This window comes from Paraclostridium sp. (assembly GCF_051656405.1).
Lineage (GTDB): Bacteria > Bacillota > Clostridia > Peptostreptococcales > Peptostreptococcaceae > Paraclostridium.
Map to the genome: position 1 here is coordinate 37,712 of NZ_JBOGBV010000001.1, position 25,415 is coordinate 63,126.

Below are 25,415 nucleotides of genomic sequence, written 5' to 3' on the forward strand. Positions count from 1 at the left end.
AGGTGTAAGAAGTGCTTATAGAGTATCTTAAAGTATTTTTAGTAGGCGGAACTATATGTTTAATTGCTCAGATATTAATGGACTACTTTAAATTACAAACACCATATGTAATGGTTACGTATGTAACAAGTGGAGTAATATTAAGCTTTTTAGGGGTATATCAGCCTATTGTAGAGTTTGGAGGTTCTGGAGCAACTGTACCTATAATAGGATTTGGATATTCTTTATATAATGGAGTTGTTAAAGCAATAGAACAAGATGGATTTATGGGTATTTTCACAGGTGGTATAACTGCAACTGCAGGAGGAATAACAGCAGCTATATTTTTTGGATATATAATGGCCGTTGTATTTACCCCAAAAGCTAAACCGTAAAATAAAAAGAACTATATGAGATTTAGCTCATATAGTTCTTTTTTTATGCAGCTGGTTTTGCTGCTGTATTAGGTTTTTGAGTGGTTTGAGTAGGTGAAGTTTGATTGTTACCTTGAGGTGGAGTAGGAGTTACTTCAGTGCCACCACCTGTACCTGGATTAGTGCCAGTACCTCCACCTGTATTTCCACCGCCAGTTCCTGGGTTAGTGCCAGTACCTGGATTATTATTATTTTCGTTACCACCAGTATTGTTGCCATTATTTTCATTATCTCCAGGATTAGGGTTTTCTGGAGTTGGATTTTCTGGAGAAGGAGTTTCCGTTTCAGGTTTATTCTCTTCCTCTGCAGGAGGCGTTGTAGTCTCTGGTGGCGGTGTATAAGAAGAATGAGTAGTAGGTATGTGTCCTTTTATGAAAGCAGCCATACCAGCGTTATAAGCTCCTTTAGGAACTATACTACCATTCAGTAAGTTTATATTATAAAATTCTATATTACTTGCCTTTTTAAAATCAATTGGATCAAGTCCATCATGTACTTTATCCATTACCTTAGACCATAACTTAGCTGAAGTTGAACTTCCATGAACTACACCTCTACGAGGTATAGTTTCTTTTGTAGTTGGATCAATTCTATAGTCATCACCTATATAAGTAGCACCTACATAATAAGGGGTATAACCAACAAACCAAGCATCTTTGTTATCATTAGTTGTACCAGTTTTACCAGCTACAGGCATATCACCAAATTTAGCAGTTCCACCTATACCTTCTGTAATAACAGCTTTAAGCATATCTGTAAGAACATATGCAACTTCAGGGTCTACAACTTTATGTTCTTCTGGAGTGTTTTGTATTAACACTTGACCATCTGAAGATTCAACTGTTGTAAATGTTATAGGTTCAACATAAGTTCCGCCGTTAGCTAAAGTTCCATAAGCCGCAGCCATATCAAGTGGAGAAGCTCCTTTTGTCATACCACCTAGAGTAAGAGCAGGGAATGTTCTATCAGCTCCACCAGGACCATCTTTTAAATCAGATAATCCGAAGTTCTTTAGGTAGTCAAGCATAACATCAACACTTTCATTGTAAGTTGAACCAAGTTGTTCAGCTACTTTTATTGCTATTGTGTTTGATGAATAAGCTAAAGCTTTACGCATTGTCATATCACCAGAACCAGATGTCGTAGTTTTAGGATTCCATTTGTTATTTTCTTTAAACTTATATCCACCACGTGCATCACTAAATGTGTCAGCTTGGTTCATTCCATTATCAATAGCTGGAGTATAAACTGATAAAGGTTTTATAGTAGAACCAGGTTGATGTGGTTCAGTAGCTCTATTTAAAACTTTTCTAGCTTTAATTTCTCTACCACCAATTAAGGCTTTTATTTTACCTGTTCTATAATCTAAAACTACCATGGCAGCTTGAGGTTGAGGAATTTTATCCGGACCAAATAAGTCAGTGCCTGGGAAGTTATTTCTATTATTAAATTCAGTTTCTAAATCGCTTTGCATATTTTTATCTATAGTAGTACGTATTTTTAAACCACCACTAAAATATAGCGTATTAGCTTCGGCTTCAGTGTATCCTTGAGTTATAAGACTATTTATAACGTCGGTTTCTATAAGGTCTTCAACTGAAGAAGCTGGTTTTTTAGATGGTTTAGGTAATTGTATATTTATTTTTTCTGCAACAGCTTTATCATGTTCTTCTTGAGTTAAGTAACCAAGTTCTAACATTTTCATTAAAACTGTTTCTTGTCTTTTCTTGGCATTAGGGTTTAGTTCAACTTTTCTACAAACCATAGTACCATTTTTTAATTCTCTAAAAGTGTCATCATCAGGTAGAAGACCCCAATCATAAAGTTTATTAACCATGTCTAATTCTACTTTAGTAGGTTCATCAAAACCATCACTCTTTGCATAGAATTTTAATTTTCCTTTTAATTCATCTTTAGTTTCATTGCCTGTTAGTTTTGCAGTGTTATAAGCTGCATATTTATTAGGATTTTGAGTTATACCGACAATCATAGCAGATTCAGCAACTGAAAGATCTTTAGCATGTTTATTAAAGTATGCATTTGCAGCAGCTTCAACACCTATAGCACCTCTTCCAAAGTATGCACTATTTAAATAAAGTTCTAAAACCTCATTCTTGTTAAGAGTTTTATCCATTTCTAAAGCATAGTAAATATCTTTAATTTTACGGACAACAGACACTTCACTAGAAGTAAGTAAGTTTTTAGAAACCTGCATATCTAGAGTACTTCCTCCAGGAGAAGAAGATGTAAATATATTTATAAGAGTGGCTTTAGCAAGCCCTTTAAAATCTACACCATTATGATCATAAAATCTTTCATCTTCTATAGATACAAGTGCATGCTGAAGATGAGCTGGCATATCTTTTATAGATATAGGAACCTTTTTATTATCTGTCGGAGGATTTCCCATTAAAGACCCATCACTATATAAAAGTTCTGTAACTGTGTTAACTTTTTTATCAAGAGCAGCTTTTGTCACAGGCTCTACGTCTTTTAAGGCTACAAATACTAGTGCAGTTGAAACTGCAACTCCTAATACCAACATAACTAAAAGTGTAACACCTACAGTTCTAAATATTTTAAACTTATCCTTTTTTGAAGATTTAGAAATACTTTTAGTTTTTTGACTACTGTTTTTAGTTGATTTCCTCGGCGAGGCAGTAGGTTTAGTACTAGAGGAGCTAACTTTTTTTCTACGTATTTTGTTTTTGTCATTGTTATCATTTCCCATGAAATTAACCTCCTTACTATAAGAATATATTATATCATATATGCGAATAATTTTGTATTTTATAGATAAAAATGAATATTATGTAATTAATCAGTCGTGGTGTTAGTTGACTATTTGAATTTAACATTTAACTATGATACAATATTAATTATTTTTAACTAAGTATAAAAAAAATATGTGTGAGGTGTACATATGATTGAAATAAATGAGCAATTGAAGATAATTAAAAAAGGGGCAGCTGAAATAATCTCTGAAGAAGATATTGTTAAAAAGTTAGAAAAATCGGCAAAAGAAAATAAGCCATTAACAATAAAATTAGGATTAGATCCTTCTGCGCCAGATATTCACTTAGGACATACTGTTGTTTTAAGAAAAATGAAAGCATTCCAAGATTTAGGACATCAAGTAGTTATAATAATAGGTGATGCAACAGGTATGATAGGAGATCCAACTGGAAAGTCAGCGGTTAGAAAGCAACTATCTCATGAACAAGTTTTAGAAAATGCAAGAACATATCAAGAACAAATATTTAAAATATTAGACAGAGAAAAAACAATAGTAAAATTCAATAGTGAGTGGTTACAAACTATGAATTTCATGGATGTTGCTAATTTAGCATCTAAGTATACTGTTGCGAGAATGTTAGAAAGAGATGATTTCAAGAAAAGATTCGCATCTAATCAATCTATATCAATACATGAATTTTTCTATCCATTAATGCAAGGATATGATTCAGTAGCAATAAAAGCTGATATAGAAATGGGAGGAACGGACCAAAAGTTTAACATATTAATGGGAAGAACTCTTCAAAAAGAGTACGATCAAGAGCCTCAGATTGCTGTATTAATGCCTATAATAGAAGGTACTGATGGAGTTAAAAAGATGAGTAAATCACTAGGCAATTACATTGGTATAAGCGAAGCACCTAATGATATGTATGGAAAAACTATGTCTATACCGGATGAATTAATAATAAGATATTTTGAGTTAGTTACAGATGAACATCCTGATTCAATAGAAGCTATGAAGTCTGATATAGAACAAGATAATGTGAATCCAAGAGACTTAAAAATGAAATTAGCTAAAGAAGTTGTAAAACTATATCATGGAGAAGAAAAAGCATTAGAAGCAGAGCAATATTTTAAATCTGTATTCCAAAAAAAGAATATTCCAGATGATATAGCTGAAATGGAAGTTTCGATAGAAGAGTCTGAAGAAGGCTTATTCTTTATACCGAAGCTAATTACAGGCTTAAAACTTTCTCCATCTACAAGTGAAGCTAGAAGATTATTAAAGCAAGGTGGAATAAAGCTTAATGGTGAAAAAGTTGAAAATGACAAAATAGCTTTACAAACTGGAGATATAATACAAGTAGGAAAAAGAAAATTTGCAAAATTAATAATTAACAAGTAATTATAAGCCCTCCTTACATAATATAGTAAGGGGGGCTTTTTATGAAAAAAATATTAATTCAAAAAAGAAAACAAAAAATTAAAAAGAATATAATAATGTTTATAATAATATTTTTAGTATCTACATTAATAGGAACGTTTATATACATAGATAATAAATTGAGACCAACTATTACGGTTATAGCAGAAACAAAAGCAGAAGAACTAGCTAATAAATCTATAAATAAAGCTGTTGCAAGTGTTATAGACAATAGTGTTAAGTATGAAGATTTAATAAATGTAAAGACTGGAGAAAATGGAAAAATAACAATGATGCAAGCTAATTCTATAGCAATGAATGAAATAGCTTCACAAGTTGCACTAGAAATACAGTCAGAAATGAAAAAAATTAAAACAACGTCAACATATATACCTATAGGAACTGCGCTTGGAAGTCCGCTTTTAGCAAAGTATGGGCCTAAAATAAAAGTTTCTATAGAACCTATAGGAAATGTATACGTAGACTTTGGAACTGATTTTGAGTCTTCAGGAATAAATCAAACAAGGCATAGAATATACTTAAAAGCAAAAACACAAGTAAAAGTAGTAGTACCACTTACAACATCTACTAAAGAAGTTAAGACTCAAATTCCTATATGTGAAACTGTAATTGTAGGAGAGGTCCCACAAAGCTATGTAAATGTTCCAGAAAAAGATATAGTTAATGTTATGCCTAATAAAAATATAAATAAATCAAATTAAAAGAGGGAGATTACTCTCCCTCTAACATCCAACCTATATAGACTCCATATCCAGTAGCGGGGTTATTTTCAATTGCATGTGATACTGCACCTATAATTTTATCATCTTGTACTATTGGAGTACCACTCATACCTTGAACTATACCTCCAGTTAATTGTAACAGTTCTTTGTCTACAATTTCTATTTTAAAAGTTTTTGATTCAGGACTTCTTTGTTTCTTTATATTTAATATATTAATTTCATATTCTGTAGGCTCGCCATTTGAAGTTTGTAAAAGAATTGAAGCTTTTCCAGGTTTAACTTCTCCTAATTGAGCAACTTTATATTGTTTAAATTTGGATAAATCTAATTTATGGACAGTTCCTTTTATTCCAAAGTTAGAGTTATCTTTAAAATCTCCTATAAATTCATTTTTTTCTCCGTTAATACATCCTACATTTCCTTTAGCTGATTTATCGATTGTTAAATTAGATGTTGAAGATATATATCCATTTTTAATAGGTAAATTTTTATTAAATCCAACACTTATAGGATGAGCAACTGCTCCAAAATTATTATTCTGTGGATTTACATATGTTAGAGTAGCAAATCCAGATACTATATTATTGAAATTTATTTTTTCTAAAATTTCTTTATCGGTATCAATATCTAATTTTTCGTTATTTCTTAATACTTGAACTTTAATATTTTCATTTTCTGGTAATGTATTTAGCAAACTAGAAAAATCTGAATAATTATTTATCTCATTATTATTTATTGATATTAATGAATCACCTATTTTAAATGAAGAATCAGTGAAATTATTTCTAACCATAAGATATTGTAACTCAGCATCTATTTGCATTATGTTACCAATAGGTATTAAATAAGTAGAATCATTTTTTGTTGTAGGTTCTGAATAAATAAATCCTATTGACAGAAAATATATTAAAAATGTTGTTAAAAAACACTTTCTAATATTCATTAAAACACCTTCTTTCTGATAGAGTCTTTGATGATGGTTAATGGTGCTTCTTTTAATATTAGATTGTGCAGGATAAAAATTTTAATCCGTAGAAAACAGACACAATAAAACCATTGTTTTCAAAATATAAAAATAATCACCTAAAATTAAGTATTTTAGGTGATTTAAACTTTTTTATATTTTTTTACTTTTTTTCTTTTTTTTATCTTAGGTTTAGATCTGGAACCACTTGTAGCAGGTATTGGAGGAACAAAGGTAGTTTCATCATTATCAGGAGAGGAATCAGAGTCTGAATCTGGAGAACAACCTTGTTTAACTGAAGCTATTAAAGCAAGCTCATCTGAAAAAGTAGCAAAAAAACTGGCGAGTATATTTAAATCAGTTGCATTTACCTCTTCAGCAACAGCTATAGCTAAACTAGATGCTAAAACTATATAATCTACATACCCAAAGTGACAAAGTCTAGACTTATCATTGTTGCTTCTATTTACTTTAGACATATTAACCTCCAAAATACGTGTATATAAAATATATATGAGACTATTTAAATACAAACAACTATAAAATAAATTAATTGTAATTATCATTAACTTACATAAAAACAAAGCCTATTGTTTAAATTATATATATACTTTACTAGAGAGAGGAGATAGACATGAAAAATTATAGACTTTTTATAGTTGCTATAATAGCTATAGGCGTTATATTTATAGGAACATCAAACCCAGCAAAAAATTTATATAAATCTACTAATTTTATAAGTAAAAACAATATAACTGAAAAAGAAAATAAAAAAGAAGATAAAGATAAAAAAGTTAAAAATAATAGTGAATATACAATATGTATAGATCCAGGACATCAAGAAAAAGGAGATCCTAATTTAGAGCCAGTAGCACCGGGATCAAGTTCTAAAAAAGCGAGAGTTTCATCTGGAGCAACAGGAATAGCAACTAAAAAACCTGAATATAAGCTAAACCTTGAGGCATCAATAGTTTTAAAGCATATTTTAGAAAATAAAGGTTATAATGTTGTAATGACAAGAGAGCGTCATGATGTAAATATAAGTAATGCAGAAAGAGCTATATTAGCTAATGATAAAAATGCAGACATGGTTATAAGAGTTCACGCAGATAGTTTAGATAATTCAGGAAAAACTGGTGCATCTATTTTGATTCCTCAAAAAGATGGACAATATACATCTAAAATTTTTGAAGATAGCAATAAGTGTGCATTAGATATAAAAAATGCATTAGAGAAAGAAAACATACAGGTAAATGGAATATTTGAAAGAAATGATTTAACTGGATTTAATTGGTCTAAAGTTCCTGTAGTACTAGTAGAAATGGGGTTTATGAGCAATTATAATGAAGACTTAATGATGTCTAACCCTGAATATCAAAGAAAAATGATGCAAAGTGTAGCAGATGGATTAGAAACATACTTAAAAGATACAGAAAATAAGAATTAAAAATAAATATAAAGGTTAACAAATATTAAAAAAAGTAATATATTGTTAATATCGAAATAAAATTTAGGTTGTAAATTCAACTATCAGGTGATTATTATGAGAAAAAGAATAGAAAATGTTTACGGAAAGGCTCTGACAGGAACTTTTAAAGTAGTAAATCCAGTAAAAAAAAGTATAATAACTACAGATTGTGAAGTCCATATTTTTATACAAGCAAATTCATTAGAAATATTAAAAAATGAAGGATATATTACGCAATATAAGTTTTTTAAAGCGTATTTGCCTCAAATAAATAAAGGATTAATATGGGCAGATCAGGACTTTAAAAGTTATCATCACTTTTATAATCCATATGTAAAAAGAGGAAAGTTTGGATATGAAGAGAATGCATTTACTTTAATAAATAAGTATTATAATAAAGCTTTAAAGTTTTTTGCATTAGATAAGTTTGAACTTAGTTTATTTTACTTTGGAGCAGCATGCCATGTACTTCAAGATTTAACTATACCTCAACACGCTAAAGGAAAGCTTTTAGATAACCATAGGCAATTTGAGGTGTATATAAAAAATAATTATATGTCTATACCAAGATTAAGAGCAAAAGATGGAATGATTCAAAAAAATAGTGTAGAAGAATATATTAATTATAATGCAACTCAAGCTATGAATTATGATAAAATGTATGAAAATGTAAATGATTTAAAAAATAAGTTTTATATGTTATCAACTAAATGCTTACCATTAGCACAAAAAACAACTGCTGGATTTTTAACAATGTTTTTTGATGATATATTTAGCAATGAATAAAGCCCTCTCTAACAAGAGGGCTTTATTCATTGCTAAATATATGGTAAAATACATGAAAATATTTGTATTACTTGATTAGATTAAAAAAAGAAGATATTATGTTATAGATAATAAAATTAGAAGAGGTGTTTAGATGCTAGTTGTTGAAAATGTTAGCCATGGATTTGGTGGAAGAACTATACTTGAAAATGTGTCGTTTAGACTTAGAAAGGGCGAACATATTGCTCTTATCGGAGCAAATGGAGAAGGAAAATCTACATTTTTAAATATAATAACAAAAAAACTTATGCCAGATGCTGGAAATATAAAATGGTCGTCGAGGGTAACTGTAGGGTACTTAGACCAACATACAGTATTAACAAAAGGAAAATCAATAAGAGAAGTTTTAAGAGATGCTTTTAAACCTATGTTTGACTTAGAACAAGAAATGATATCTATGTATGATAAAATGGGTGACGCTGACGAAGATGAAATGACAAAGTTAATGGAAGGTACTGCAGAAATTCAAACTATTTTAGAAAATAGTGGTTTTTATATGATTGATGCAAAAATACAAGAAATTGCTAATGGATTAGGTCTTGGAGAAATAGGTCTAGATAAAGATGTAACGGATTTAAGTGGAGGTCAAAGAACTAAGGTTTTACTGACAAAGCTACTTTTAGAAAACCCTGTAATACTTATATTAGACGAGCCTACTAACTATTTAGACGTAGAACATATAGCTTGGTTAACAAGATATCTACAAGAATATGAAAATAGTTTTATATTAGTATCACATGATGTACCGTTCATAAATGATACATGTAATGTAATTTACCATATGGAAAACGGAGAACTTAATAGATATAAAGGAAATTATGATGAATTTGAAAGACTTAGAGATATAAAGAAAAGACAAGAAGAACAAGCTTATGACAAGCAAATAGAAGAAAGAAAGAGATTAGAAGACTTTGTTGCTAGAAATAAGGCTAGAGTTGCAACTCGCGGTATGGCAAACAGTAGACAAAAACAACTTGATAAAATGGAAATTTTAGAAAGACCAAAGGAGAAGATAAAGCCTACATTCAAATTTACGGAATCAAGAGCTTCTAGTAGATTTGTATTCACAACTGAAGATTTAGTATTAGGATATGATGAAGCACTAACAAAACCTCTTAACTTTACATTAGAGAGAAACCAAAAGATTGCTTTAAGAGGTATGAATGGTATAGGAAAGTCTACTCTTTTAAAAACTCTTTTAGGAATAATAAAGCCTTTCGATGGAAAAGTTGAGTTAGGTGATTATCTAGAAGTTGGATATTTTGAGCAAGAAAGTTCAAGAGAAAATAGTAACACTCCAATGGATGAAATATGGGCAGAATACCCAGGGCTTACTAATTTTGAAGTAAGACAATCATTATCTAAGTGTGGACTTACAAACGATCATATAACAAGCCAAATGAGAGTTTTAAGTGGAGGAGAGGCTGCTAAAGTAAGATTATGTAAATTAATGTTAAAGCAAATAAACTTCTTAGTTTTAGATGAGCCTACAAACCATTTAGATGTAGAAGCTAAAGATGAACTAAAAAAAGCTATAAGAGAATTTAAAGGAACTGTACTTTTAGTATCACATGAGCCTGAATTCTATGAAGATATAGTGGATGATGTATGGAATATAGAGGATTTCACAACTAAAATAGTATAATATAGGGTAATAATATGAATAGAATTTTAAGTTTTTTAATATCATTAGGATTAAGTTTATTTATAATAACTTCGGTTGTTAGCTTTACTGTTAAATTTAAACAAATATATTATTTTGACATAAACTATTTAAATATACCTATATTAAGTGATATGAATGAAGAAGAGATAAAGTTAAATTATGATTACTTAATTGACTATAATACTAGTAATGGAAAAATGAATTTTAAACTGCCGACATTAGAGTCATCAACACAAGGTAAAATTCACTTTGAAGAAGTTCGAAATATATTTCAAAGCTTAGCTATAATAAATAAAATAACTTTAATATTAGTCGTGATAGGTGCATATATATGTTTTAAATGCAAAAACTTAGATGTATTAAAATATAGCTCATGGACATTGATAACATTGCCTATTTTAATATCTATCCCAATTATTATGAATTTTGAAAAAAGCTTTGAGATGTTTCATAAATTATTTTTCAATAATGATTACTGGATATTTGACCCGACAATAGATCCAGTAATAAATATGTTGCCTGCAGAATTTTTTCTTCATGAAGGAATTTTAATATTAGGGCTTATATTTTCTATAAGTATAATGATGTTATTTATTTATAAAAAAACAATAAAAAATTTGCGTCGCTCATGTCGCTAAGAATCTTATAGTAAGTATATAAAAAATACTTATTGAGTGTTTAAAGGAGTGGTAGTTACCACTCCTTTAAAAATATATTTACTCAGGTTGTTTTTTACCTAAGTTTAGGATATCTCCTATTTTGCTCATTATGTAATCATGACTTTTCTTGTTGTGAGGAACTAGACAAGAAGAACAATCCTTTATTCCATCATCTGTGTATTTAAAGTTACCACCACATTCATCTTTTAAAGCGTATAAAGGACAATAGCAAAATAGACAATTGAAATTATCGGGATTACTTACTTTATGACAAGGAAAGTATTCACATTTATCATTTCTAAAAAATTTATAATTCTCAGACATACTTGTACCTCCTAATTATTTAGAGTTTTAATATAATTATACTAAAAAATTACAATAGTGGTATAATAAAAAAAAGTACATTAAATGAGGTGTTCCAATGGATAAAATAGTAGAAAAAGCATTGTTAGTAGGATTAAATATAACTACTAATGTAAAGAAAGTTGATGATATAGATATTAATGAATCTATGGAAGAATTAAAAGAACTTGCAAAAGCTGCTGGAGCAGAAGTTGTAGGGAGTATAATTCAAAATAGACCAGCTAGAGAGGCTGCTTTTTATATAGGAAAAGGAAAAGTAGAAGAGATAAGAGCTTACTGTGAATCTCTAGATGCTACAGTTGTTGTATTCAATGATGAATTATCTGGAGCTCAAATAAGAAATATAGAAGAATTAGTTCAGAGAAAAGTAATAGACAGAACAACTCTAATATTGGATATATTTGCACAAAGAGCTTTAAGCAAAGAAGGTAAATTACAAGTTGAGTTGGCTCAGTTAAAATACAGAATGCCTAGACTGTATGGTATGGGTGGAGAAATGAGTAGAACTGGTGCAGGTATTGGAACAAGAGGGCCGGGAGAACAAAAGTTAGAAGTTGATAAAAGACATATCTTAAATAAAATGGCAGATATAAGACAAGAACTTAGAGATGTTAAGAAAAACAGAGATACTCAAAGGGCACAAAGATTAAAGTCTAATATACCTATTGTTGCATTAGTAGGATATACAAATGCAGGAAAATCTACACTATTGAATGAGCTTATAAAAACACATAAAGATTATAGTGTTGAAAAAGAAGTTTTATCAAAAGATATGCTATTTGCAACTTTAGATGTAACTCTAAGAAAAGCATTACTTCCTAATAAAAGAGAGTTTTTAGTTGTAGATACAGTAGGATTTGTCAGTAAATTGCCACATGATTTAGTTGAGGCGTTTAAAGCTACATTAGAAGAAGTACATTATGCAGACTTAATAGTGCATGTAGTAGATGCGACTAATGATAGTTTTGAAATCCAAGAAAATACGACTAAAAATGTTTTAAAAGAACTAGATGCGAATGATAAGCCAACAATAATGGCTTACAACAAAATTGATAGACTAGACCTTGATATTTATCCTAAAAATCAAGAAAATACAGTATATATATCTGCTAAACAAGGTATTAATATGGATAAATTAATAGATATGATACAAAATGCGCTAATGGAAAATACGTATAAAGTAAAGTTACTACTTCCATATGATAAAGGTGATATATTTAATAAATTGAAAAACAAATACAATATTGAAAAATTTGAGTATGTAGAAAATGGAATAGAGTTAACTGTCGACTTAGATGAAGAAGATTACAATATGTATAAAAGCTATATAATAAATGAGTAGGTAGTTAAATGAATATATCTTGGGATAATATAGAAAATTTAGAAGATTATTTTATAACGTATCTCCTATACAAAGAGTCTAAGACAGTATCTCAAATAAGTAAGATAAGAAATATTGAAGTTCAAGAAATAAATGAACAATTAATAAAGGCAAAAATAGAAATAAAATCTTTAATGAAAAGTAAAATAGAATCATCTAAAGATATTCTAGATAAGTTTTTAGAGTTAGACAAAGATGAAAGAATAGATTTGATGAATTCTTTAAATGACGAAAAATTATTGGATTTTAAAAGAAAAATATACAAAAGAATTATGACAGAGAAAAATGCAGAAGATCTTATGATTTTAATATGGGCAACTGGGGAATTGAATGATGATAGATTTTTAAAAATTCTACATCAGCTTACAAATCATAGACATTCTGATGTAAGAAGAATAACATACTCAGCTCTTAGAAAAATATCATCTGTAGATAGTAGAGAAATTTTCCATAAAGGGCTTTATGATTCAAATGCTCAAACTAGACAATACTGCGCTAAGGCACTTGCAAATGTCGGAAATAAAGATAGTTTAGTTATATTACAAAAGCTTAAAGATAAAAATAATTTTGAAAAAAATTATGTTATTAGAGCGTATGAAGAGACTATAAATCGATTAGAAAAAACTCCTCAATAGATAACATAAACAATATAAATTTAACATATAATGGAGTAACAAAAGAAATTACTAAAGTAGTGTAACTCCACATATGGGTGTGAAAATATGGTTTAGTAGGGGGAGTCTAATTATGATACTAAGACGTTGTGCAGGTGGTATAGTATTTTATGCAAACAAAGTATTAATAGTAAAAAACGACAAAGGTGAATGGACTATTCCTAAAGGAAAAATAAGCGAGAATGATATCGCTAGTGAAGTAGCTCCACAAAAGGTTAAAGACGAAGTTGAGGTTGAGGCTAAAGTTCTAGATATGGCAGGAGATACTATGTATGAATTTTACTCAAAAACTAGACATCAAAAAGTATGTAACGCTATAATGTGGTACATAATGGAGAGCGACAACACTGAGTACAACATTAATGATGAAGATATTACAGAAGCTGGTTTTTTCAAGGTTAAAGATGCTTTAGATATGTTAGCTCACAACAAAGAAAAATCTCTTGTAGAAATTTCTTACAGAAAATTTAAAGATTTAAAAAAGAATAGTACGAATAATTAAAGGTTTAATTATTCGTACTTAAATTATAGAACAAGGCATTTGCCTTGTTCTATTTATGTATACTATAATTAGTATATAAACAAGCTAAGGAGGAACTAGATGTATAAAACACTGCATGAATTTGGGACGGATGAAATTACAATAGAAAAGTCTACATTTATTGGATACGCTAAGCCTATAAAAACAGAAGAAGAAGCTGTTGAATTTATAAATGAAATAAAGAAAAAGCATAAAGATGCAAGACATAATGTTTGGGCATATACTGTAGGAAAAAGCATGAATATACAAAGATATAGCGATGATGGTGAGCCACAGGGAACAGCAGGTATACCTACATTAGAAGTTATAAAGAAAGAAGATTTGAGAGATGTTGTAGTCGTTGTAACTAGATATTTTGGAGGAATAAAGTTAGGTGCAGGAGGACTTGTTAGGGCATATACAAAAGGAGCTAAAATAGGTCTTGAAGCAGGAAAAATAATAGAAAAAATAATGTATCAAGAAGTTAAAATAAAAATAGATTATAATCAACTTGGCAAAGTTCAAAATGAAATAATGAATACGGGGTACTTTATAAAAGATACTATTTACGAAGATAATGTAGAGATAATAGTATATTCAAGGGTAAACGAAAAAGAAGCTATTATAGAAAGAATTAATGATATAACAAGTGCTACAGCACAGATAACGCTAGGAGAAGAGTTCTATTTATCAGAAAAAGATGGTCAAGTGATATTATAAAAAAGAATGCCCAAAGTTAATTTTAGAAAAATTAAACTTTGGGCATATTTTTTACGTTTAAGTAATTATAATTATTTAAAAACTATTGATAAACTATAAAAATTGGTTATATAAACATTCTACATTTTGAGCGTAAAAAAGTTTTTTGAGCAACGGACGAAGTCGTTGGCAACATGAGCAAAGCGATTTTTATTTTTCACATTTATTTTTATTTGGATTGAAAATCCCTTTTTTAACTTCTAAAACTCCTATTACAAGTAAAAAAACTCCAAACACTTTTTTTAAAACTTCTGATGATAGGTATGTTGCTAAAAAAGATCCAAATATAGCCCCCAAAATACCAAATGAGGCTATTGGTATTACTAATTTTAAAATAACCTTTTTATTTTTTATATGTATTAACAAAGCGAATATAGTCATAGGTATGGATGAAAGTAAATTTATACTTTGTGCTATTTTAGGGTCAATATTTGCAAATAATATTAATGCTGGAATTAATATTGTACCACCACCCATACCCATACCACCTATTATTCCAGAAAAAAATCCAAGTAAAACAAGAAACATTAAAACACCATCCTTAATGCAGCTATAATCATTATAGATCCAAAAGATATTCTTAAAAATCTTCCAGTCAACTTACAAAGTATTTTAGCGCCAACAATGCCTCCAACAATACTTCCTACAGCAACTTTAAGTGTTGTATTTAAATCATACGTACCTTGAGAAACATATATAAATGAACTTGTAGTTGTTAAAAATAATATTATTGCAAGTGCTGTAGCATGAGACTTATGTTCTTCTACTTTTAAAATGTTATTTAAAATAGGAACTAAAAGTGTTCCACCACCAGATCCAAAAACACCGTTTATAAAGCCTGTGATTAAACCTATAAATGAATTTTTAATATTGAAATTCAAAAATTTTTTTTCCATAATATCACCTTCTTGAATTATTTTTAACATAAAGCATAAATTATATTTAATTAAAATAAAAATATCTGATATAATTGGGTTATCCATAAAATGTAAGGAGGAAGTGTAATGACAGATATAAATTCAAAAATAGATAAAATAATAGATTGGTTAAGAGAAAAAGTAAAAGAATCAAATACTAATGGTTTAATAGTAGGTGTGTCTGGAGGTATAGACTCGGCAGTAGTTGCTTACCTTATAAAAAAAGCTTTTCCAAATGATTCAATGGGTGTAATTATGAGTATAAAGAGTAATCCACAAGATAGATTAGATGCACTTAAAGTAATAGATGGGTGTGAATTAGAGTATTTAGATTTAGATTTAACGAATGAACAAGTCGGAATATACAATAAAGTTACGGATGGCTTAAAAAACAAAGGACTTTATAAAGAAAATAATGATAGAATGAGCGATGCTAACTTAAGAGCTAGAATAAGAATGAGTACAGTATATACAGTTGCAAATAATTTAGGTTATTTAGTTGTAGGAACTGATAATGCAGCAGAAATTCACACAGGGTATTTTACTAAGTATGGAGATGGAGGGGTTGATTTAGTTCCTCTAGCAAACTTAACAAAAAGAGAAGTATATGAATGGGCAAAAGCTTTAGGTGTTCATGATGATATTATAAATAAAGCACCATCGGCTGGACTTTGGGAAGGTCAAACTGATGAAAATGAAATGGGGACAACTTATGACATGATAGATGCTGTTGTAAAAGGAGAAGTAGAAAAAGTTCCTCAAAAAGACCAAGCTATAATAGCAAGACTTCATAGAATTAGTGAACATAAAAGACATACGGCAGCAGCACCGCCTAAGTTCTAATTTACTAAATTAATGTTTTATGCTAAAATTACGGTGTATATATAGTATAACTTACAAAATATTTATATATTAAAGTTATATTACGTATTAAATATCCTTATATAAAATATAAGCATAACGCAACTTTATTTTAATTTACATAGCAAGGAGTGGAATTATGGGACGTATAGGAAACATAATCAACAAAAAAGGTAAACAAGACGCTAAGAGAGCAAAAATATTTACAAAACATGCAAGAGCTATAGCAGTTGCAGCTAAAGAAGGTGGAGGAAATCCAGAATACAATGCAACACTAAAAGCAGCAATAGATAAAGCTAAAGCAGACAATATGCCTAATGATAATATAGATAGAGCTATAGCTAAAGGTGCTGGTGGTGGAGCCAACGAGAACTTTGAAACTATAGTTTATGAAGGGTACGGACCAGGAGGAGTTGCAGTAATAGTAGAAACTTTAACTGACAACAAAAACAGAACAGCAGGAAATGTTAGATACTATTTCGATAAAAATGGTGGAAATTTAGGAACTAGTGGATGCGTTTCATTTATGTTTGATAGAAAAGGTCAAATATTAATAGAAGCAACTGATGATGTATCTGAAGAAGAGTTAATGGATATAGCATTAGAAGCTGGAGCTGAAGATCTAATAGTTGAAGAAGATGGATTTGAAGTAGTAACTTCTCCAGAAGATTTCCAAGCTGTTAGAGACGAATTAGAAGGTAAAGGATATAACTTTATATCAGCAGAAGTTAAATTATTACCACAAACAACTACTAAATTAACAGAAGAAGAACAATTAAAGTTCATGAATAGATTAGTAGACATGCTAGAAGATGATGATGATGTTCAATCTATAGCTCATAACTGGGAAATAGAAGAATAAAAAAAGGAGATATTTATATCTCCTTTTTTTTATTTACATTTAAAACTTGAACAACTTGTTTCAGAGTAAAGGTTAGGTCTACCAGTATCAGGACAGACATCGATAGATTCTAAAGTACACAGGTTGTTAGAGTTATGTGAACAAGTATTTACTTTACAGAAAAGGCAAGAGCAAGCTCCCTTATCATTAGTGTTGTTAGTAAGTTCACTGTAAACTGCATTTTCTAAAAATGATGCACATGCTGTATGTTCTTTTGTTTGGGCTGAACTTCCTTGAATATTAACTCTATCCGCATAACATAAACCTTTACCATTATGAGAACAGTTGTTAACGCTACATTTAATTTTATCCATAATAAATCCTCCTAAAATAGTATTTATTAAAATTATTTCCAAAAGGATTTATAGATATACTTTATAAAAAAAGGCAATATGAACTTTCAAAGTCATATCACTAATTATTTGAATTAAATAATTTATTGAAGTTTGATATATTCATTATTATTTTTGCGATTAAAATTGAACTTTCTGGATAAGTTTTTAGTTTAGGTACTAAATCGTATAAGCCTGATTCAAAGCTTTTGAAATCAAAATTATATCCATTTTCTAAATAATATTCAAAATTTTTAACATAATCTTTAATAGATAAAAATTCGTATAAAGTTAGCTCAGCAAATATAGTAGCTTTATGAGACGGATGTTTTAAGAGTAAAACTTGTTGTTTAAACTCAATAAATTCAACTCTTGATAGTAATTCATTATCGATACTCAATATTTTCACCTCCATCAAAAAATCATATTTATAAAGTATAATATGAAAATTTATCAATAAATGGGACTAAGGATAGAAAAATATTTAAAATAAAATACTATAATAAATGTAAAAAATGTATAAAAAATAAACAATTGGAAAAAATATCCGATATAAGGAGGTTGTTTTTAATGTTCGAAAAGAAAAAAGAATTTCCTTGGCGAATACCAATTGTTATAATTTTAGGCATAGTAGTTCTCGCTGGAGGGATTTATGTAGGATTTAAATCAACAAATGAAAATATTTCTAAAAAGACCAATTCAGAGCAAAAGAAAGAAGAAACAACAGCTAAAGAAATTTTTAATTTAAGTGAAGACTGTGAAATTTGGGTAGAAAAGACACTTGAAGATGGCACACCTAGTAAAGAAGCTCCAACAATGATCGGTACGATACCGAAAGATTTAGTTGGAAAATCAAAAGAAGATATAACTAAGTACTTATCAACTAAATATCCTAATAGAAGCATAAAAAAACTAGATACATATGAAATTACTTTACAAGAAAGAGAAACATTTAATGATGCTAGTAAGGCTAATCAATTTGCTATAGTTGACAACAAAGGTTTATTAAATGTTTACAAGTACAATGAAAAAGGCGATAGAGAATTTATAGAAAATACAGAAATTGAAACAGAGTCTTTACCTAAAAAAGTTCAAGAAGAAGTTAAATCTGGAATATTTGCAAAATCACAAGACGAAATTTATTCAAAATTAGAAGACTTTGGAAGTTGAAAAAATATAAACTCATAACCAAGACTATAAAGAGATGAAAGGGAAACTTTTCATCTCTTTATAGTTTATAGATAAATATGTTATTATATATTAATATAGAACGTAAGTTTCGTAAAAAGGAGTTATTTCAAAATATGATTATTTTAGGTATAGATCCAGGAATTGCTATTGTTGGTTATGGAATTATAGAATATAAAAATAATAAGTTCAGAGTTATTGATTATGGAGCAGTTACTACTCCAGCACACATGGATATATTAAGGAGATTAGAGCTTGTATATAAAGGAATAGACATGCTTATAAAAAACTATAATATTGACGAAGTTGGAATTGAAGAGTTATTCTTTAACAAAAATGTAAAAACAGCTATAACGGTAGCACAAGCGAGAGGAGTTACAATGCTTGCATGTGCACATAACAACATACCTGTATATGAATATACACCTCTTCAAGTTAAACAAGGAGTAGTTGGATATGGTAGAGCTCAGAAAGCTCAAGTTCAACAAATGGTTAAGTCATTTTTAAATTTAAAGGCGATACCAAAACCAGATGATGTAGCCGATGCATTAGCAGTTGCAATATGTCATTGTCATTCAAATAAATTAGAAAAAACAATAAAGAACATAGGGGGGCAATATGTATAGTTATATAAAAGGTAAAATTGAAGAAATAAACTTAGATAGTTTAGTAATAGAGGCGAATAACATTGGATATAAAGTAAATGTATCAGCAAACACTTTATCAGATGTAAAATTAGGGAAAGAATGTAAAATTCATACTAAGCTAATAGTGAGAGAAGATGATATGAGTCTATGTGGATTTTCAACAAAAGAAGAGTTAAAAATGTTTGAATTATTAAATTCAGTTTCTAAAATAGGACCTAAGGTAGCTTTGGGAATTTTATCTTTTGCTACACCTAAGCAAATAGGTGCATATATAGTCAGTGAAGATGTAGCAAAAATGTCAAAAGCACCAGGGGTTGGGAAAAAAACTGCTGAAAGAATTATATTAGAACTAAAAGATAAAATTGATAAAAATAACATAGAGTTTGAACCTACACTTCTTAGTCAAATGCCAATAGCTATATCACAAGATGAAGCAGTTGATGCACTTATTGCATTAGGATATTCATCTCAAGAATCTAAAGAAGCAGTTGATAAGTGTAAAAAAGATGGAATGAACACAGAGGATATAATCAAAAAATCATTAAGTTATATTATGAGTAAATCTCTTAGATAGAGGGGGAAAATTGAAATATGTTTGAAGATGAAAATAGAATTATAACATCATCTATGCAAAATGAAGATGTAGACATAGAAAATAATTTAAGGCCAAAGAGTCTAGATGATTATTTAGGGCAAAATAAGGCAAAAGAATTATTAAAAATATTTATAGAGGCAGCAAAAGCTAGGAATGAACAATTAGACCATGTTTTACTATATGGACCACCAGGTCTTGGAAAAACAACACTTGCATCTATAATAGCTAGTGAGATGGGGGTTAATCTTAGAATAACATCAGGGCCTGCTATAGAAAGAGCTGGGGACTTAGCAGCTATACTTACAAATTTAAATGAAAATGATGTTTTATTTATAGATGAGGTTCATAGAATAAGTAGAACAGTTGAAGAAGTTTTATACTCTGCAATGGAAGATTACTGTTTAGATATAATTATAGGTAAAGGACCATCTGCGAGAAGCATACGACTTGATTTACCTAAATTTACATTAATTGGAGCAACTACAAAAGCAGGTATGCTAACAAATCCGTTAAGAGATAGATTCGGGGTTATATGTAAACTAGATTACTATACAGTTGAAGAACTTGCTCAAATCGTAATAAGATCATCTGCTATTTTAGGCGCTGAAATTCAAATAGGAGGGGCAACAGAGATTGCAAGAAGATCTAGAGGAACCCCAAGAATTGCAAATAGATTACTAAAAAGAGTTAGAGACTATGCACAAGTTAGAGCAGATGGAAATATAACTGATGAAGTTGCAAATGATGCTTTAGAATTATTAGGAGTAGATAGCTTAGGACTTGACTATGTTGATGAAAAGTTACTAGTTACAATAATTGAAAAGTTTAAGGGTGGGCCAGTAGGATTAGATACATTGGCAGCATCTATTGGAGAGGATAGAAATACTATTGAGGATGTGTATGAACCATATTTACTTCAATTAGGATTTATAAATAGAGGGCCTAGAGGAAGGATTGCCATGCCTCTTGCATATGAACATTTAAATATTCCTTACCCAAAAGAAAAATAGGAAAAATTAATTTATATAGCATTTAATAATAGGATTAATGATAGAAAAAAATTACTTTTTTTGTTATGATGTAATTTGTACTAAAAAATAGAAAGGACGTTTAAATTGAAAACTAGTGATTTTTACTTTGACCTACCAGAAGAATTAATAGCTCAAACACCGTTAGAGGATAGATCCAACTCTAGACTTATGGTTTTAGATAGAAAAACGGGAGATGTTGAGCACAAAATATTTAAAAATGTTATAGATTATCTGAATCCAGGAGACTGTTTAGTTCTTAATAATACTAGAGTTATACCAGCTAGACTTATAGGAGAAAAAGTTGATACTGGAGGGAAAATAGAATTTCTTTTATTAAAAAGAACAGAAAAAGATGTATGGCAAGCTTTAGTAAAACCGGGAAAAAGGGCTAAAATAGGAACGAAATTTTCTTTCGGAAATGGAAAGCTTATAGGAGAGGTTGTAGGGCTTGCAGAAGAAGGTTCTAGATTAGTTAAATTTTACTATGAAGGAATATTTGAAGAAGTACTAGATGAATTAGGAAATATGCCGCTACCTCCATATATAACAGAAAGATTAGAAGAAAGAGAAAGATATCAAACTGTATATTCAAAACATAATGGATCTGCAGCTGCGCCTACAGCAGGGCTTCATTTCACCAATGAATTACTAGAAAGTATAAAAGCAAAAGGAATCGATATAGCTTTTGTAACATTACATGTAGGGCTTGGAACTTTTAGACCTGTAAAAGTTGATGATGTATTAGCACATGAAATGCACTCTGAGTATTATATGGTTGATAAAGAAGCTGCTGAGAAAATAAATAGAGCGAAAAAGAATGGAAATAAAGTTATATGTGTTGGTACTACTAGTTGTAGAACTGTAGAATCAGCAAGTAACGAAAATGGAGAAATTATAGAGTCTAGTGGATGGACGAATATATTTATATATCCAGGGTATAAGTTTAAGGTAGTAGATAGACTAATAACGAATTTCCACTTACCAGAATCTACTTTAATAATGTTAGTAAGTGCATTAGTTTCAAAAGATGCTGTTTTAAATGCATATAATACAGCAGTTAAAGAAAAATATAGATTCTTTAGTTTTGGAGATGCAATGATAATTAAATAAATTATCAAGGGGGGCTAATATGAAAAAGCTAGCTGAAAAAAGTTTAGCACTTAAAATTGCATATATATTTGAATCACTGCTAGCCATGGTTGTGCTGCTTGCAGTATTTTTAGGAACAATAGATGTATTAAGAATGATATGGCATTCGTATATTGTTGAATACAGAACTCCGGTACAATATGCTCAGTTTAATGATTTGTTAGGACAAATATTACTGTTAGTCATAGGTGTAGAGTTAGTAGTAATGCTTTCATTACATATTCCAGGGGCACTAATTGAAGTACTATTGTATGCAATAGCTAGAAAGTTACTATTATTGCCTAAGAGTGAGGGTATGTTAGAATTATTACTTGGAATTATGGCTATAGCTGGATTATTTGCAATAAGAAAGTATTTGCTAACTGATGATAATAGTACAATGAATGTAACCAGTATTCATTATGAAGAATGTGAAGATGAAGATTGTGATTGTCATAAGCGAAATTTAGAAAAAGCTTTAAAAAATGAAAATAAACAATAGATAAATAAGGAGAGTTATAATGAGTGCAGTAAGATATGAACTTATAAAAACTTGTAAGCAAAGTGGAGCAAGATTAGGAAGATTACACACTCCTCACGGAGTAATAGAAACACCAATATTTATGCCAGTTGGTACTCAAGCAACTGTAAAATCTATGACACCAGAAGAATTAAAAGAAATAGGTTCTCAAATTATTTTAAGTAATACATATCATTTATATATGAGACCAGGTCATGATTTAGTTAAAGAAGCTGGAGGGCTTCATAAATTTATGAACTGGGATAAGCCTATACTTACAGATAGTGGAGGATTCCAAGTATTTAGCTTAGGGCCACTTAGAAAAATAACTGAAGAAGGTGTTAACTTTAGATCTCATATAGATGGGTCAAAGCACTTTATAAGCCCAGAAAAAGCTATGGAAATACAAAATGCATTAGGTTCAGATATAATGATGGCATTTGATGAGTGTGCTCCATATCCAGCTGATAGAGAGTATGTAAAAAATTCTTTAGAAAGAACTACTAGATGGTTAGAAAGATGTAAAGAAGCTCATAAAAATACAGAAAATCAAGCTCTATTTGGAATAATCCAAGGAGGAATGTACAAAGATTTAAGAGAACAATCAGCAAGAGAAGTTCTAGCTTTAGACTTACCAGGATATGCTGTTGGAGGATTAAGTGTTGGGGAACCAAAAGATCTTATGTATGAAGTGTTAGATTATACAGTACCTTTAATGCCTGAAGACAAACCAAGATATTTAATGGGAGTAGGAAGTCCTGATGATTTAATAGAAGGTGTTATAAGAGGAATAGATATGTTTGACTGTGTATTACCTACTCGTATAGCTAGAAATGGTACAGCTATGACAAGTGAAGGTAAAGTAGTTGTTAGAAATGCAAAATATGCAAGAGATTTTGGACCATTAGATCCAAATTGTGATTGTTATTGCTGTAGAAACTATACAAGAGCATATATAAGACACTTAGTTAAAGCTAATGAAATATTAGCGGCTAGACTTATAACTACTCATAACTTACATTTCTTACTAGATTTAATGAAGCAAGTAAGACAAGCTATAATGGAAGATAGACTATTAGATTTTAGAAAAGAATTTTTCCAAAAATATGGCTATGAATTATAATTATTTTAAGTTATAATAATTATTATATAAAACTAAATTGAAGAGTTTTAAGAATATATTATAAAAGGAGTGGGATAAATGCCTCAAGCAGTAGTAGGAATACTTATGTGGGTTGTATTTTTTGCAATTTTTTATTTCTTCTTAATAAGACCACAAAAGAAAAAAGACAAGCAACTTAAAGAAATGAGAGAAAGCTTAGATGTAGGCGTTAAAGTTGTTACAATAGGTGGTATAGTAGCTACTGTAGCTAAAGTTGAAGAAGATGTTGTTATATTAGAAATAGGGCCTAGTAGAACAAAGGTACCATTTGAAAAATGGGCTATAGCTTCTACAGAATCAAAATAAAAATAAAACGATATTAGTAATTACAAAGCCTTTCCTTGAATATATTTTATATGAGAGGGGAGGTTTTTTTATGGAAAAATCAAATAGCATATTTAAAGGACTAGGATATGCGTACATAATAACATTAATTTGTTTATTAACTTACAATGGACTACTTACTTTTACTAATATGTCGGGAGACAGCATAGCTATGGCAGCTTCTATTATAACTACAGCTTCTGCTGCATTTGGAGGATTTTATGCATCTAAAAAAATAAAAGAAAAAGGTCTTTTATATGGTATATTAGTTGGACTACTTTACATAGTGTGTTTAATGGTAGTTGTATTTTTAGCAAAGGATTCTTTTGTGTTTGAGATTACATCTATATATAAAGTATTATTGACATCACTTGCAGGTGGAATAGGAGGAGTTTTAGGGGTAAACTTTAAATAAATTTCCACTTATGTAAAATTTATGATATAATCAATGAAGGTTTATATAAGGATAGGAGGTAGTTTCAATGGAAAAGAAGCATATAAAAACTTTATCTAAAGCTACTTTAAAAGAAAGTGCGGCAAAAGGTGGATGCGGAGAATGTCAAACATCTTGTCAATCTGCTTGTAAAACTTCTTGTACAGTTGCAAATCAAGAGTGCGAAAGATAGTAAATATATTTTAAAAAAGAAAAAGCAGCTAATTTAGCTGCTTTTTTTGAGTGAAATTGAATCGATTTGATAGAAAAGATAAATAGTACATAATTACATTTATATGATAATATATAGATATAAACAAACTAGGAGGGACCACAATGGATATGATACATAAATTTTCAATGCACGGGTATAATATAGTTTTAGATGTAAACGGTGGAGCTGTTCATGTTGTTGATGAAGTTGCATATAACCTATTAGATCACTATAAAGAAAAATCTCTAGATGAGATAATAAGTTTATTAAGTGAGACTTACACAGAAGATCAAATAAAAGAAGCTTATAACGAAATAAAAACATTAGAAGAAGAAGGTTTGCTGTATACAGAAGACACATACAACCATCACCCTAATTTTATAGATAGAAAAAAAGTAGTAAAAGCTTTATGCTTACATGTGGCTCATGATTGTAACTTAAAATGTAAGTACTGTTTTGCTGCGCAAGGAGATTTTGGTGGAGCTAAAGAATTAATGAGTTATGAAGTAGGTAAAAAAGCAATAGATTACTTAATAGCTAATTCTGGAAATAGAAGAAACTTAGA

The 25,415-nt window shown here is 29.6% G+C and carries 32 protein-coding genes; 24 read left to right on the forward strand and 8 right to left on the reverse strand.

Annotated features, from left to right (window positions below; genetic code table 11):
* Nucleotides 1-17 precede the first annotated feature (17 nt).
* The gene (gene spoVAE / locus ACRDDE_RS00185; RefSeq protein ID WP_035117046.1) at nt 18-374 is read left to right on the forward strand and encodes a stage V sporulation protein AE; all 357 of its coding nucleotides are present in this window, start codon (nt 18-20) and stop codon (nt 372-374) included.
* 43 nt (nt 375-417) lie between these two features.
* Here spoVAE and ACRDDE_RS00190 read toward each other — a convergent pair whose 3' ends face one another.
* Complete coding sequence (locus tag ACRDDE_RS00190) at nt 418-3,144, reverse strand: transglycosylase domain-containing protein (RefSeq protein WP_438624707.1); 2,727 nt, start codon at nt 3,142-3,144, stop codon at nt 418-420.
* 192 nt (nt 3,145-3,336) lie between these two features.
* On the opposite strand from ACRDDE_RS00190, the gene tyrS reads away from it, so the two are divergent.
* Both tyrS and yunB read left to right on the forward strand, forming a co-directional pair.
* The gene (tyrS, locus tag ACRDDE_RS00195) at nt 3,337-4,557 is read left to right on the forward strand and encodes a tyrosine--tRNA ligase (protein ID WP_438624709.1); all 1,221 of its coding nucleotides are present in this window, start codon (nt 3,337-3,339) and stop codon (nt 4,555-4,557) included.
* 41 nt (nt 4,558-4,598) lie between these two features.
* Nucleotides 4,599-5,297 (forward strand): sporulation protein YunB, encoded by a 699-nt coding sequence (yunB, locus tag ACRDDE_RS00200; protein WP_438624711.1) that lies wholly within the window; start codon nt 4,599-4,601, stop codon nt 5,295-5,297.
* Between the two features lie 10 nt (nt 5,298-5,307).
* Here yunB and ACRDDE_RS00205 read toward each other — a convergent pair whose 3' ends face one another.
* Nucleotides 5,308-6,261 carry a SpoIVB peptidase S55 domain-containing protein gene (locus ACRDDE_RS00205; RefSeq protein WP_438624713.1) on the reverse strand — a complete coding sequence of 318 codons (954 nt, stop codon included), beginning with the start codon at nt 6,259-6,261 and terminating at the stop codon, nt 5,308-5,310.
* A 164-nt stretch (nt 6,262-6,425) separates the two neighbouring features.
* The gene (locus ACRDDE_RS00210) at nt 6,426-6,761 is read right to left on the reverse strand and encodes a hypothetical protein (protein ID WP_438624714.1); all 336 of its coding nucleotides are present in this window, start codon (nt 6,759-6,761) and stop codon (nt 6,426-6,428) included.
* Nucleotides 6,762-6,916: 155 nt separating this feature from the next.
* On the opposite strand from ACRDDE_RS00210, the gene ACRDDE_RS00215 reads away from it, so the two are divergent.
* The 4 genes from ACRDDE_RS00215 to ACRDDE_RS00230 all read left to right on the forward strand — a co-directional run bounded on the left by ACRDDE_RS00215 (nt 6,917) and on the right by ACRDDE_RS00230 (nt 10,879).
* The gene (locus tag ACRDDE_RS00215) at nt 6,917-7,729 is read left to right on the forward strand and encodes an N-acetylmuramoyl-L-alanine amidase (RefSeq protein WP_438624715.1); all 813 of its coding nucleotides are present in this window, start codon (nt 6,917-6,919) and stop codon (nt 7,727-7,729) included.
* A 96-nt stretch (nt 7,730-7,825) separates the two neighbouring features.
* A complete protein-coding gene (locus ACRDDE_RS00220) occupies nt 7,826-8,536 on the forward strand; it encodes a zinc dependent phospholipase C family protein (protein WP_438624716.1) in 711 nt (236 codons plus the stop codon).
* A gap of 133 nt (nt 8,537-8,669) precedes the next feature.
* Nucleotides 8,670-10,220 carry an ABC-F family ATP-binding cassette domain-containing protein gene (locus tag ACRDDE_RS00225; protein ID WP_438624718.1) on the forward strand — a complete coding sequence of 517 codons (1,551 nt, stop codon included), beginning with the start codon at nt 8,670-8,672 and terminating at the stop codon, nt 10,218-10,220.
* A gap of 14 nt (nt 10,221-10,234) precedes the next feature.
* Complete coding sequence (locus tag ACRDDE_RS00230; protein ID WP_438624720.1) at nt 10,235-10,879, forward strand: TIGR01906 family membrane protein; 645 nt, start codon at nt 10,235-10,237, stop codon at nt 10,877-10,879.
* 78 nt (nt 10,880-10,957) lie between these two features.
* Here the strand turns inward: ACRDDE_RS00230 and ACRDDE_RS00235 are convergent, their stop codons facing one another.
* Nucleotides 10,958-11,224 carry a cysteine-rich small domain-containing protein gene (locus ACRDDE_RS00235; protein ID WP_438624722.1) on the reverse strand — a complete coding sequence of 89 codons (267 nt, stop codon included), beginning with the start codon at nt 11,222-11,224 and terminating at the stop codon, nt 10,958-10,960.
* A 97-nt stretch (nt 11,225-11,321) separates the two neighbouring features.
* On the opposite strand from ACRDDE_RS00235, the gene hflX reads away from it, so the two are divergent.
* From hflX to ACRDDE_RS00255, 4 genes are all read left to right on the forward strand, one after another.
* Entirely contained in the window at nt 11,322-12,605 is a 1,284-nt protein-coding gene (gene hflX / locus ACRDDE_RS00240) for a GTPase HflX (protein ID WP_438624724.1), read from the forward strand.
* 8 nt (nt 12,606-12,613) lie between these two features.
* Nucleotides 12,614-13,279 (forward strand): HEAT repeat domain-containing protein, encoded by a 666-nt coding sequence (locus tag ACRDDE_RS00245; protein WP_438624726.1) that lies wholly within the window; start codon nt 12,614-12,616, stop codon nt 13,277-13,279.
* Between the two features lie 112 nt (nt 13,280-13,391).
* Nucleotides 13,392-13,820: an NUDIX domain-containing protein gene (locus ACRDDE_RS00250; protein WP_046822539.1), complete on the forward strand. Its 429-nt coding sequence runs from the start codon at nt 13,392-13,394 to the stop codon at nt 13,818-13,820.
* 99 nt (nt 13,821-13,919) lie between these two features.
* A complete protein-coding gene (locus ACRDDE_RS00255; RefSeq protein ID WP_438624727.1) occupies nt 13,920-14,558 on the forward strand; it encodes a YigZ family protein in 639 nt (212 codons plus the stop codon).
* A gap of 189 nt (nt 14,559-14,747) precedes the next feature.
* On the opposite strand, the gene ACRDDE_RS00260 is transcribed toward ACRDDE_RS00255, so the two are convergent.
* Together ACRDDE_RS00260 and ACRDDE_RS00265 are read right to left on the reverse strand one after the other, a co-directional pair.
* Nucleotides 14,748-15,125 (reverse strand): sulfite exporter TauE/SafE family protein, encoded by a 378-nt coding sequence (locus ACRDDE_RS00260; protein WP_021428429.1) that lies wholly within the window; start codon nt 15,123-15,125, stop codon nt 14,748-14,750.
* Nucleotides 15,125-15,493 carry a sulfite exporter TauE/SafE family protein gene (locus ACRDDE_RS00265; protein ID WP_021428490.1) on the reverse strand — a complete coding sequence of 123 codons (369 nt, stop codon included), beginning with the start codon at nt 15,491-15,493 and terminating at the stop codon, nt 15,125-15,127. Before ACRDDE_RS00265 ends, ACRDDE_RS00260 begins: the two co-directional genes overlap by 1 nt.
* Nucleotides 15,494-15,601: 108 nt before the next feature.
* On the opposite strand from ACRDDE_RS00265, the gene nadE reads away from it, so the two are divergent.
* Nucleotides 15,602-16,357 (forward strand): NAD(+) synthase, encoded by a 756-nt coding sequence (gene nadE, locus ACRDDE_RS00270; RefSeq protein WP_438624729.1) that lies wholly within the window; start codon nt 15,602-15,604, stop codon nt 16,355-16,357.
* A 157-nt stretch (nt 16,358-16,514) separates the two neighbouring features.
* Complete coding sequence (locus ACRDDE_RS00275) at nt 16,515-17,237, forward strand: YebC/PmpR family DNA-binding transcriptional regulator (protein ID WP_035116856.1); 723 nt, start codon at nt 16,515-16,517, stop codon at nt 17,235-17,237.
* Nucleotides 17,238-17,266: 29 nt separating this feature from the next.
* On the opposite strand, the gene ACRDDE_RS00280 is transcribed toward ACRDDE_RS00275, so the two are convergent.
* A complete protein-coding gene (locus tag ACRDDE_RS00280; protein ID WP_438624730.1) occupies nt 17,267-17,590 on the reverse strand; it encodes a DUF1540 domain-containing protein in 324 nt (107 codons plus the stop codon).
* A gap of 100 nt (nt 17,591-17,690) precedes the next feature.
* Nucleotides 17,691-18,008 carry a hypothetical protein gene (locus ACRDDE_RS00285; RefSeq protein ID WP_438624732.1) on the reverse strand — a complete coding sequence of 106 codons (318 nt, stop codon included), beginning with the start codon at nt 18,006-18,008 and terminating at the stop codon, nt 17,691-17,693.
* A gap of 170 nt (nt 18,009-18,178) precedes the next feature.
* On the opposite strand from ACRDDE_RS00285, the gene ACRDDE_RS00290 reads away from it, so the two are divergent.
* The 11 genes from ACRDDE_RS00290 to ACRDDE_RS00340 all read left to right on the forward strand — a co-directional run.
* Nucleotides 18,179-18,778, forward strand: a complete 600-nt coding sequence (locus tag ACRDDE_RS00290; protein WP_438624734.1) for a hypothetical protein — start codon at nt 18,179-18,181, stop codon at nt 18,776-18,778.
* Between the two features lie 134 nt (nt 18,779-18,912).
* Nucleotides 18,913-19,422: a crossover junction endodeoxyribonuclease RuvC gene (gene ruvC / locus ACRDDE_RS00295; RefSeq protein ID WP_438624735.1), complete on the forward strand. Its 510-nt coding sequence runs from the start codon at nt 18,913-18,915 to the stop codon at nt 19,420-19,422.
* A complete protein-coding gene (gene ruvA, locus ACRDDE_RS00300) occupies nt 19,415-20,017 on the forward strand; it encodes a Holliday junction branch migration protein RuvA (RefSeq protein WP_438624737.1) in 603 nt (200 codons plus the stop codon). Before ruvC ends, ruvA begins: the two co-directional genes overlap by 8 nt.
* A gap of 17 nt (nt 20,018-20,034) precedes the next feature.
* Nucleotides 20,035-21,048 carry a Holliday junction branch migration DNA helicase RuvB gene (gene ruvB, locus ACRDDE_RS00305; protein ID WP_021428482.1) on the forward strand — a complete coding sequence of 338 codons (1,014 nt, stop codon included), beginning with the start codon at nt 20,035-20,037 and terminating at the stop codon, nt 21,046-21,048.
* A 105-nt stretch (nt 21,049-21,153) separates the two neighbouring features.
* Nucleotides 21,154-22,179 carry a tRNA preQ1(34) S-adenosylmethionine ribosyltransferase-isomerase QueA gene (gene queA, locus ACRDDE_RS00310; RefSeq protein WP_438624739.1) on the forward strand — a complete coding sequence of 342 codons (1,026 nt, stop codon included), beginning with the start codon at nt 21,154-21,156 and terminating at the stop codon, nt 22,177-22,179.
* A 19-nt stretch (nt 22,180-22,198) separates the two neighbouring features.
* Nucleotides 22,199-22,699 carry a phosphate-starvation-inducible PsiE family protein gene (locus tag ACRDDE_RS00315; protein ID WP_021428403.1) on the forward strand — a complete coding sequence of 167 codons (501 nt, stop codon included), beginning with the start codon at nt 22,199-22,201 and terminating at the stop codon, nt 22,697-22,699.
* A gap of 19 nt (nt 22,700-22,718) precedes the next feature.
* Complete coding sequence (gene tgt, locus ACRDDE_RS00320; protein ID WP_021428401.1) at nt 22,719-23,840, forward strand: tRNA guanosine(34) transglycosylase Tgt; 1,122 nt, start codon at nt 22,719-22,721, stop codon at nt 23,838-23,840.
* 78 nt (nt 23,841-23,918) lie between these two features.
* Entirely contained in the window at nt 23,919-24,185 is a 267-nt protein-coding gene (gene yajC / locus ACRDDE_RS00325) for a preprotein translocase subunit YajC (RefSeq protein ID WP_438624741.1), read from the forward strand.
* Nucleotides 24,186-24,255: 70 nt separating this feature from the next.
* Nucleotides 24,256-24,618 carry a TIGR04086 family membrane protein gene (locus ACRDDE_RS00330; RefSeq protein ID WP_148551432.1) on the forward strand — a complete coding sequence of 121 codons (363 nt, stop codon included), beginning with the start codon at nt 24,256-24,258 and terminating at the stop codon, nt 24,616-24,618.
* A gap of 67 nt (nt 24,619-24,685) precedes the next feature.
* The gene (scfA, locus tag ACRDDE_RS00335; RefSeq protein ID WP_021122491.1) at nt 24,686-24,829 is read left to right on the forward strand and encodes a six-cysteine ranthipeptide SCIFF; all 144 of its coding nucleotides are present in this window, start codon (nt 24,686-24,688) and stop codon (nt 24,827-24,829) included.
* 143 nt (nt 24,830-24,972) lie between these two features.
* Nucleotides 24,973-25,415, forward strand: a 443-nt coding sequence (locus tag ACRDDE_RS00340; protein ID WP_438624742.1) for a PqqD family peptide modification chaperone, incomplete at its 3' end; no start/stop codon positions are given.

What these genes read in the sequence shown, in the direction of transcription:
- tyrS (WP_438624709.1), top strand. Translation starts at nt 3,337, where the DNA reads ATGATTGAAATAAATGAGCAATTGAAGATAATTAAAAAAGGGGCAGCT.
- hflX (WP_438624724.1), top strand. Translation starts at nt 11,322, where the DNA reads ATGGATAAAATAGTAGAAAAAGCATTGTTAGTAGGATTAAATATAACT.
- ACRDDE_RS00215 (WP_438624715.1), top strand. Translation starts at nt 6,917, where the DNA reads ATGAAAAATTATAGACTTTTTATAGTTGCTATAATAGCTATAGGCGTT.
- yunB (WP_438624711.1), top strand. Translation starts at nt 4,599, where the DNA reads ATGAAAAAAATATTAATTCAAAAAAGAAAACAAAAAATTAAAAAGAAT.
- ACRDDE_RS00210 (WP_438624714.1), bottom strand. Translation starts at nt 6,761, where the DNA reads ATGTCTAAAGTAAATAGAAGCAACAATGATAAGTCTAGACTTTGTCAC.
- ACRDDE_RS00205 (WP_438624713.1), bottom strand. Translation starts at nt 6,261, where the DNA reads ATGAATATTAGAAAGTGTTTTTTAACAACATTTTTAATATATTTTCTG.
- ACRDDE_RS00290 (WP_438624734.1), top strand. Translation starts at nt 18,179, where the DNA reads ATGTTCGAAAAGAAAAAAGAATTTCCTTGGCGAATACCAATTGTTATA.
- ACRDDE_RS00275 (WP_035116856.1), top strand. Translation starts at nt 16,515, where the DNA reads ATGGGACGTATAGGAAACATAATCAACAAAAAAGGTAAACAAGACGCT.
- ACRDDE_RS00265 (WP_021428490.1), bottom strand. Translation starts at nt 15,493, where the DNA reads ATGGAAAAAAAATTTTTGAATTTCAATATTAAAAATTCATTTATAGGT.
- ruvB (WP_021428482.1), top strand. Translation starts at nt 20,035, where the DNA reads ATGTTTGAAGATGAAAATAGAATTATAACATCATCTATGCAAAATGAA.
- ACRDDE_RS00250 (WP_046822539.1), top strand. Translation starts at nt 13,392, where the DNA reads ATGATACTAAGACGTTGTGCAGGTGGTATAGTATTTTATGCAAACAAA.
- ACRDDE_RS00330 (WP_148551432.1), top strand. Translation starts at nt 24,256, where the DNA reads ATGGAAAAATCAAATAGCATATTTAAAGGACTAGGATATGCGTACATA.
- ACRDDE_RS00225 (WP_438624718.1), top strand. Translation starts at nt 8,670, where the DNA reads ATGCTAGTTGTTGAAAATGTTAGCCATGGATTTGGTGGAAGAACTATA.
- ACRDDE_RS00315 (WP_021428403.1), top strand. Translation starts at nt 22,199, where the DNA reads ATGAAAAAGCTAGCTGAAAAAAGTTTAGCACTTAAAATTGCATATATA.
- ACRDDE_RS00190 (WP_438624707.1), bottom strand. Translation starts at nt 3,144, where the DNA reads ATGGGAAATGATAACAATGACAAAAACAAAATACGTAGAAAAAAAGTT.
- ACRDDE_RS00220 (WP_438624716.1), top strand. Translation starts at nt 7,826, where the DNA reads ATGAGAAAAAGAATAGAAAATGTTTACGGAAAGGCTCTGACAGGAACT.
- nadE (WP_438624729.1), top strand. Translation starts at nt 15,602, where the DNA reads ATGACAGATATAAATTCAAAAATAGATAAAATAATAGATTGGTTAAGA.
- ACRDDE_RS00245 (WP_438624726.1), top strand. Translation starts at nt 12,614, where the DNA reads ATGAATATATCTTGGGATAATATAGAAAATTTAGAAGATTATTTTATA.
- ACRDDE_RS00235 (WP_438624722.1), bottom strand. Translation starts at nt 11,224, where the DNA reads ATGTCTGAGAATTATAAATTTTTTAGAAATGATAAATGTGAATACTTT.
- ACRDDE_RS00230 (WP_438624720.1), top strand. Translation starts at nt 10,235, where the DNA reads ATGAATAGAATTTTAAGTTTTTTAATATCATTAGGATTAAGTTTATTT.
- yajC (WP_438624741.1), top strand. Translation starts at nt 23,919, where the DNA reads ATGCCTCAAGCAGTAGTAGGAATACTTATGTGGGTTGTATTTTTTGCA.
- ruvA (WP_438624737.1), top strand. Translation starts at nt 19,415, where the DNA reads ATGTATAGTTATATAAAAGGTAAAATTGAAGAAATAAACTTAGATAGT.
- ACRDDE_RS00280 (WP_438624730.1), bottom strand. Translation starts at nt 17,590, where the DNA reads ATGGATAAAATTAAATGTAGCGTTAACAACTGTTCTCATAATGGTAAA.
- tgt (WP_021428401.1), top strand. Translation starts at nt 22,719, where the DNA reads ATGAGTGCAGTAAGATATGAACTTATAAAAACTTGTAAGCAAAGTGGA.
- ruvC (WP_438624735.1), top strand. Translation starts at nt 18,913, where the DNA reads ATGATTATTTTAGGTATAGATCCAGGAATTGCTATTGTTGGTTATGGA.
- ACRDDE_RS00255 (WP_438624727.1), top strand. Translation starts at nt 13,920, where the DNA reads ATGTATAAAACACTGCATGAATTTGGGACGGATGAAATTACAATAGAA.
- scfA (WP_021122491.1), top strand. Translation starts at nt 24,686, where the DNA reads ATGGAAAAGAAGCATATAAAAACTTTATCTAAAGCTACTTTAAAAGAA.
- ACRDDE_RS00260 (WP_021428429.1), bottom strand. Translation starts at nt 15,125, where the DNA reads ATGTTTCTTGTTTTACTTGGATTTTTTTCTGGAATAATAGGTGGTATG.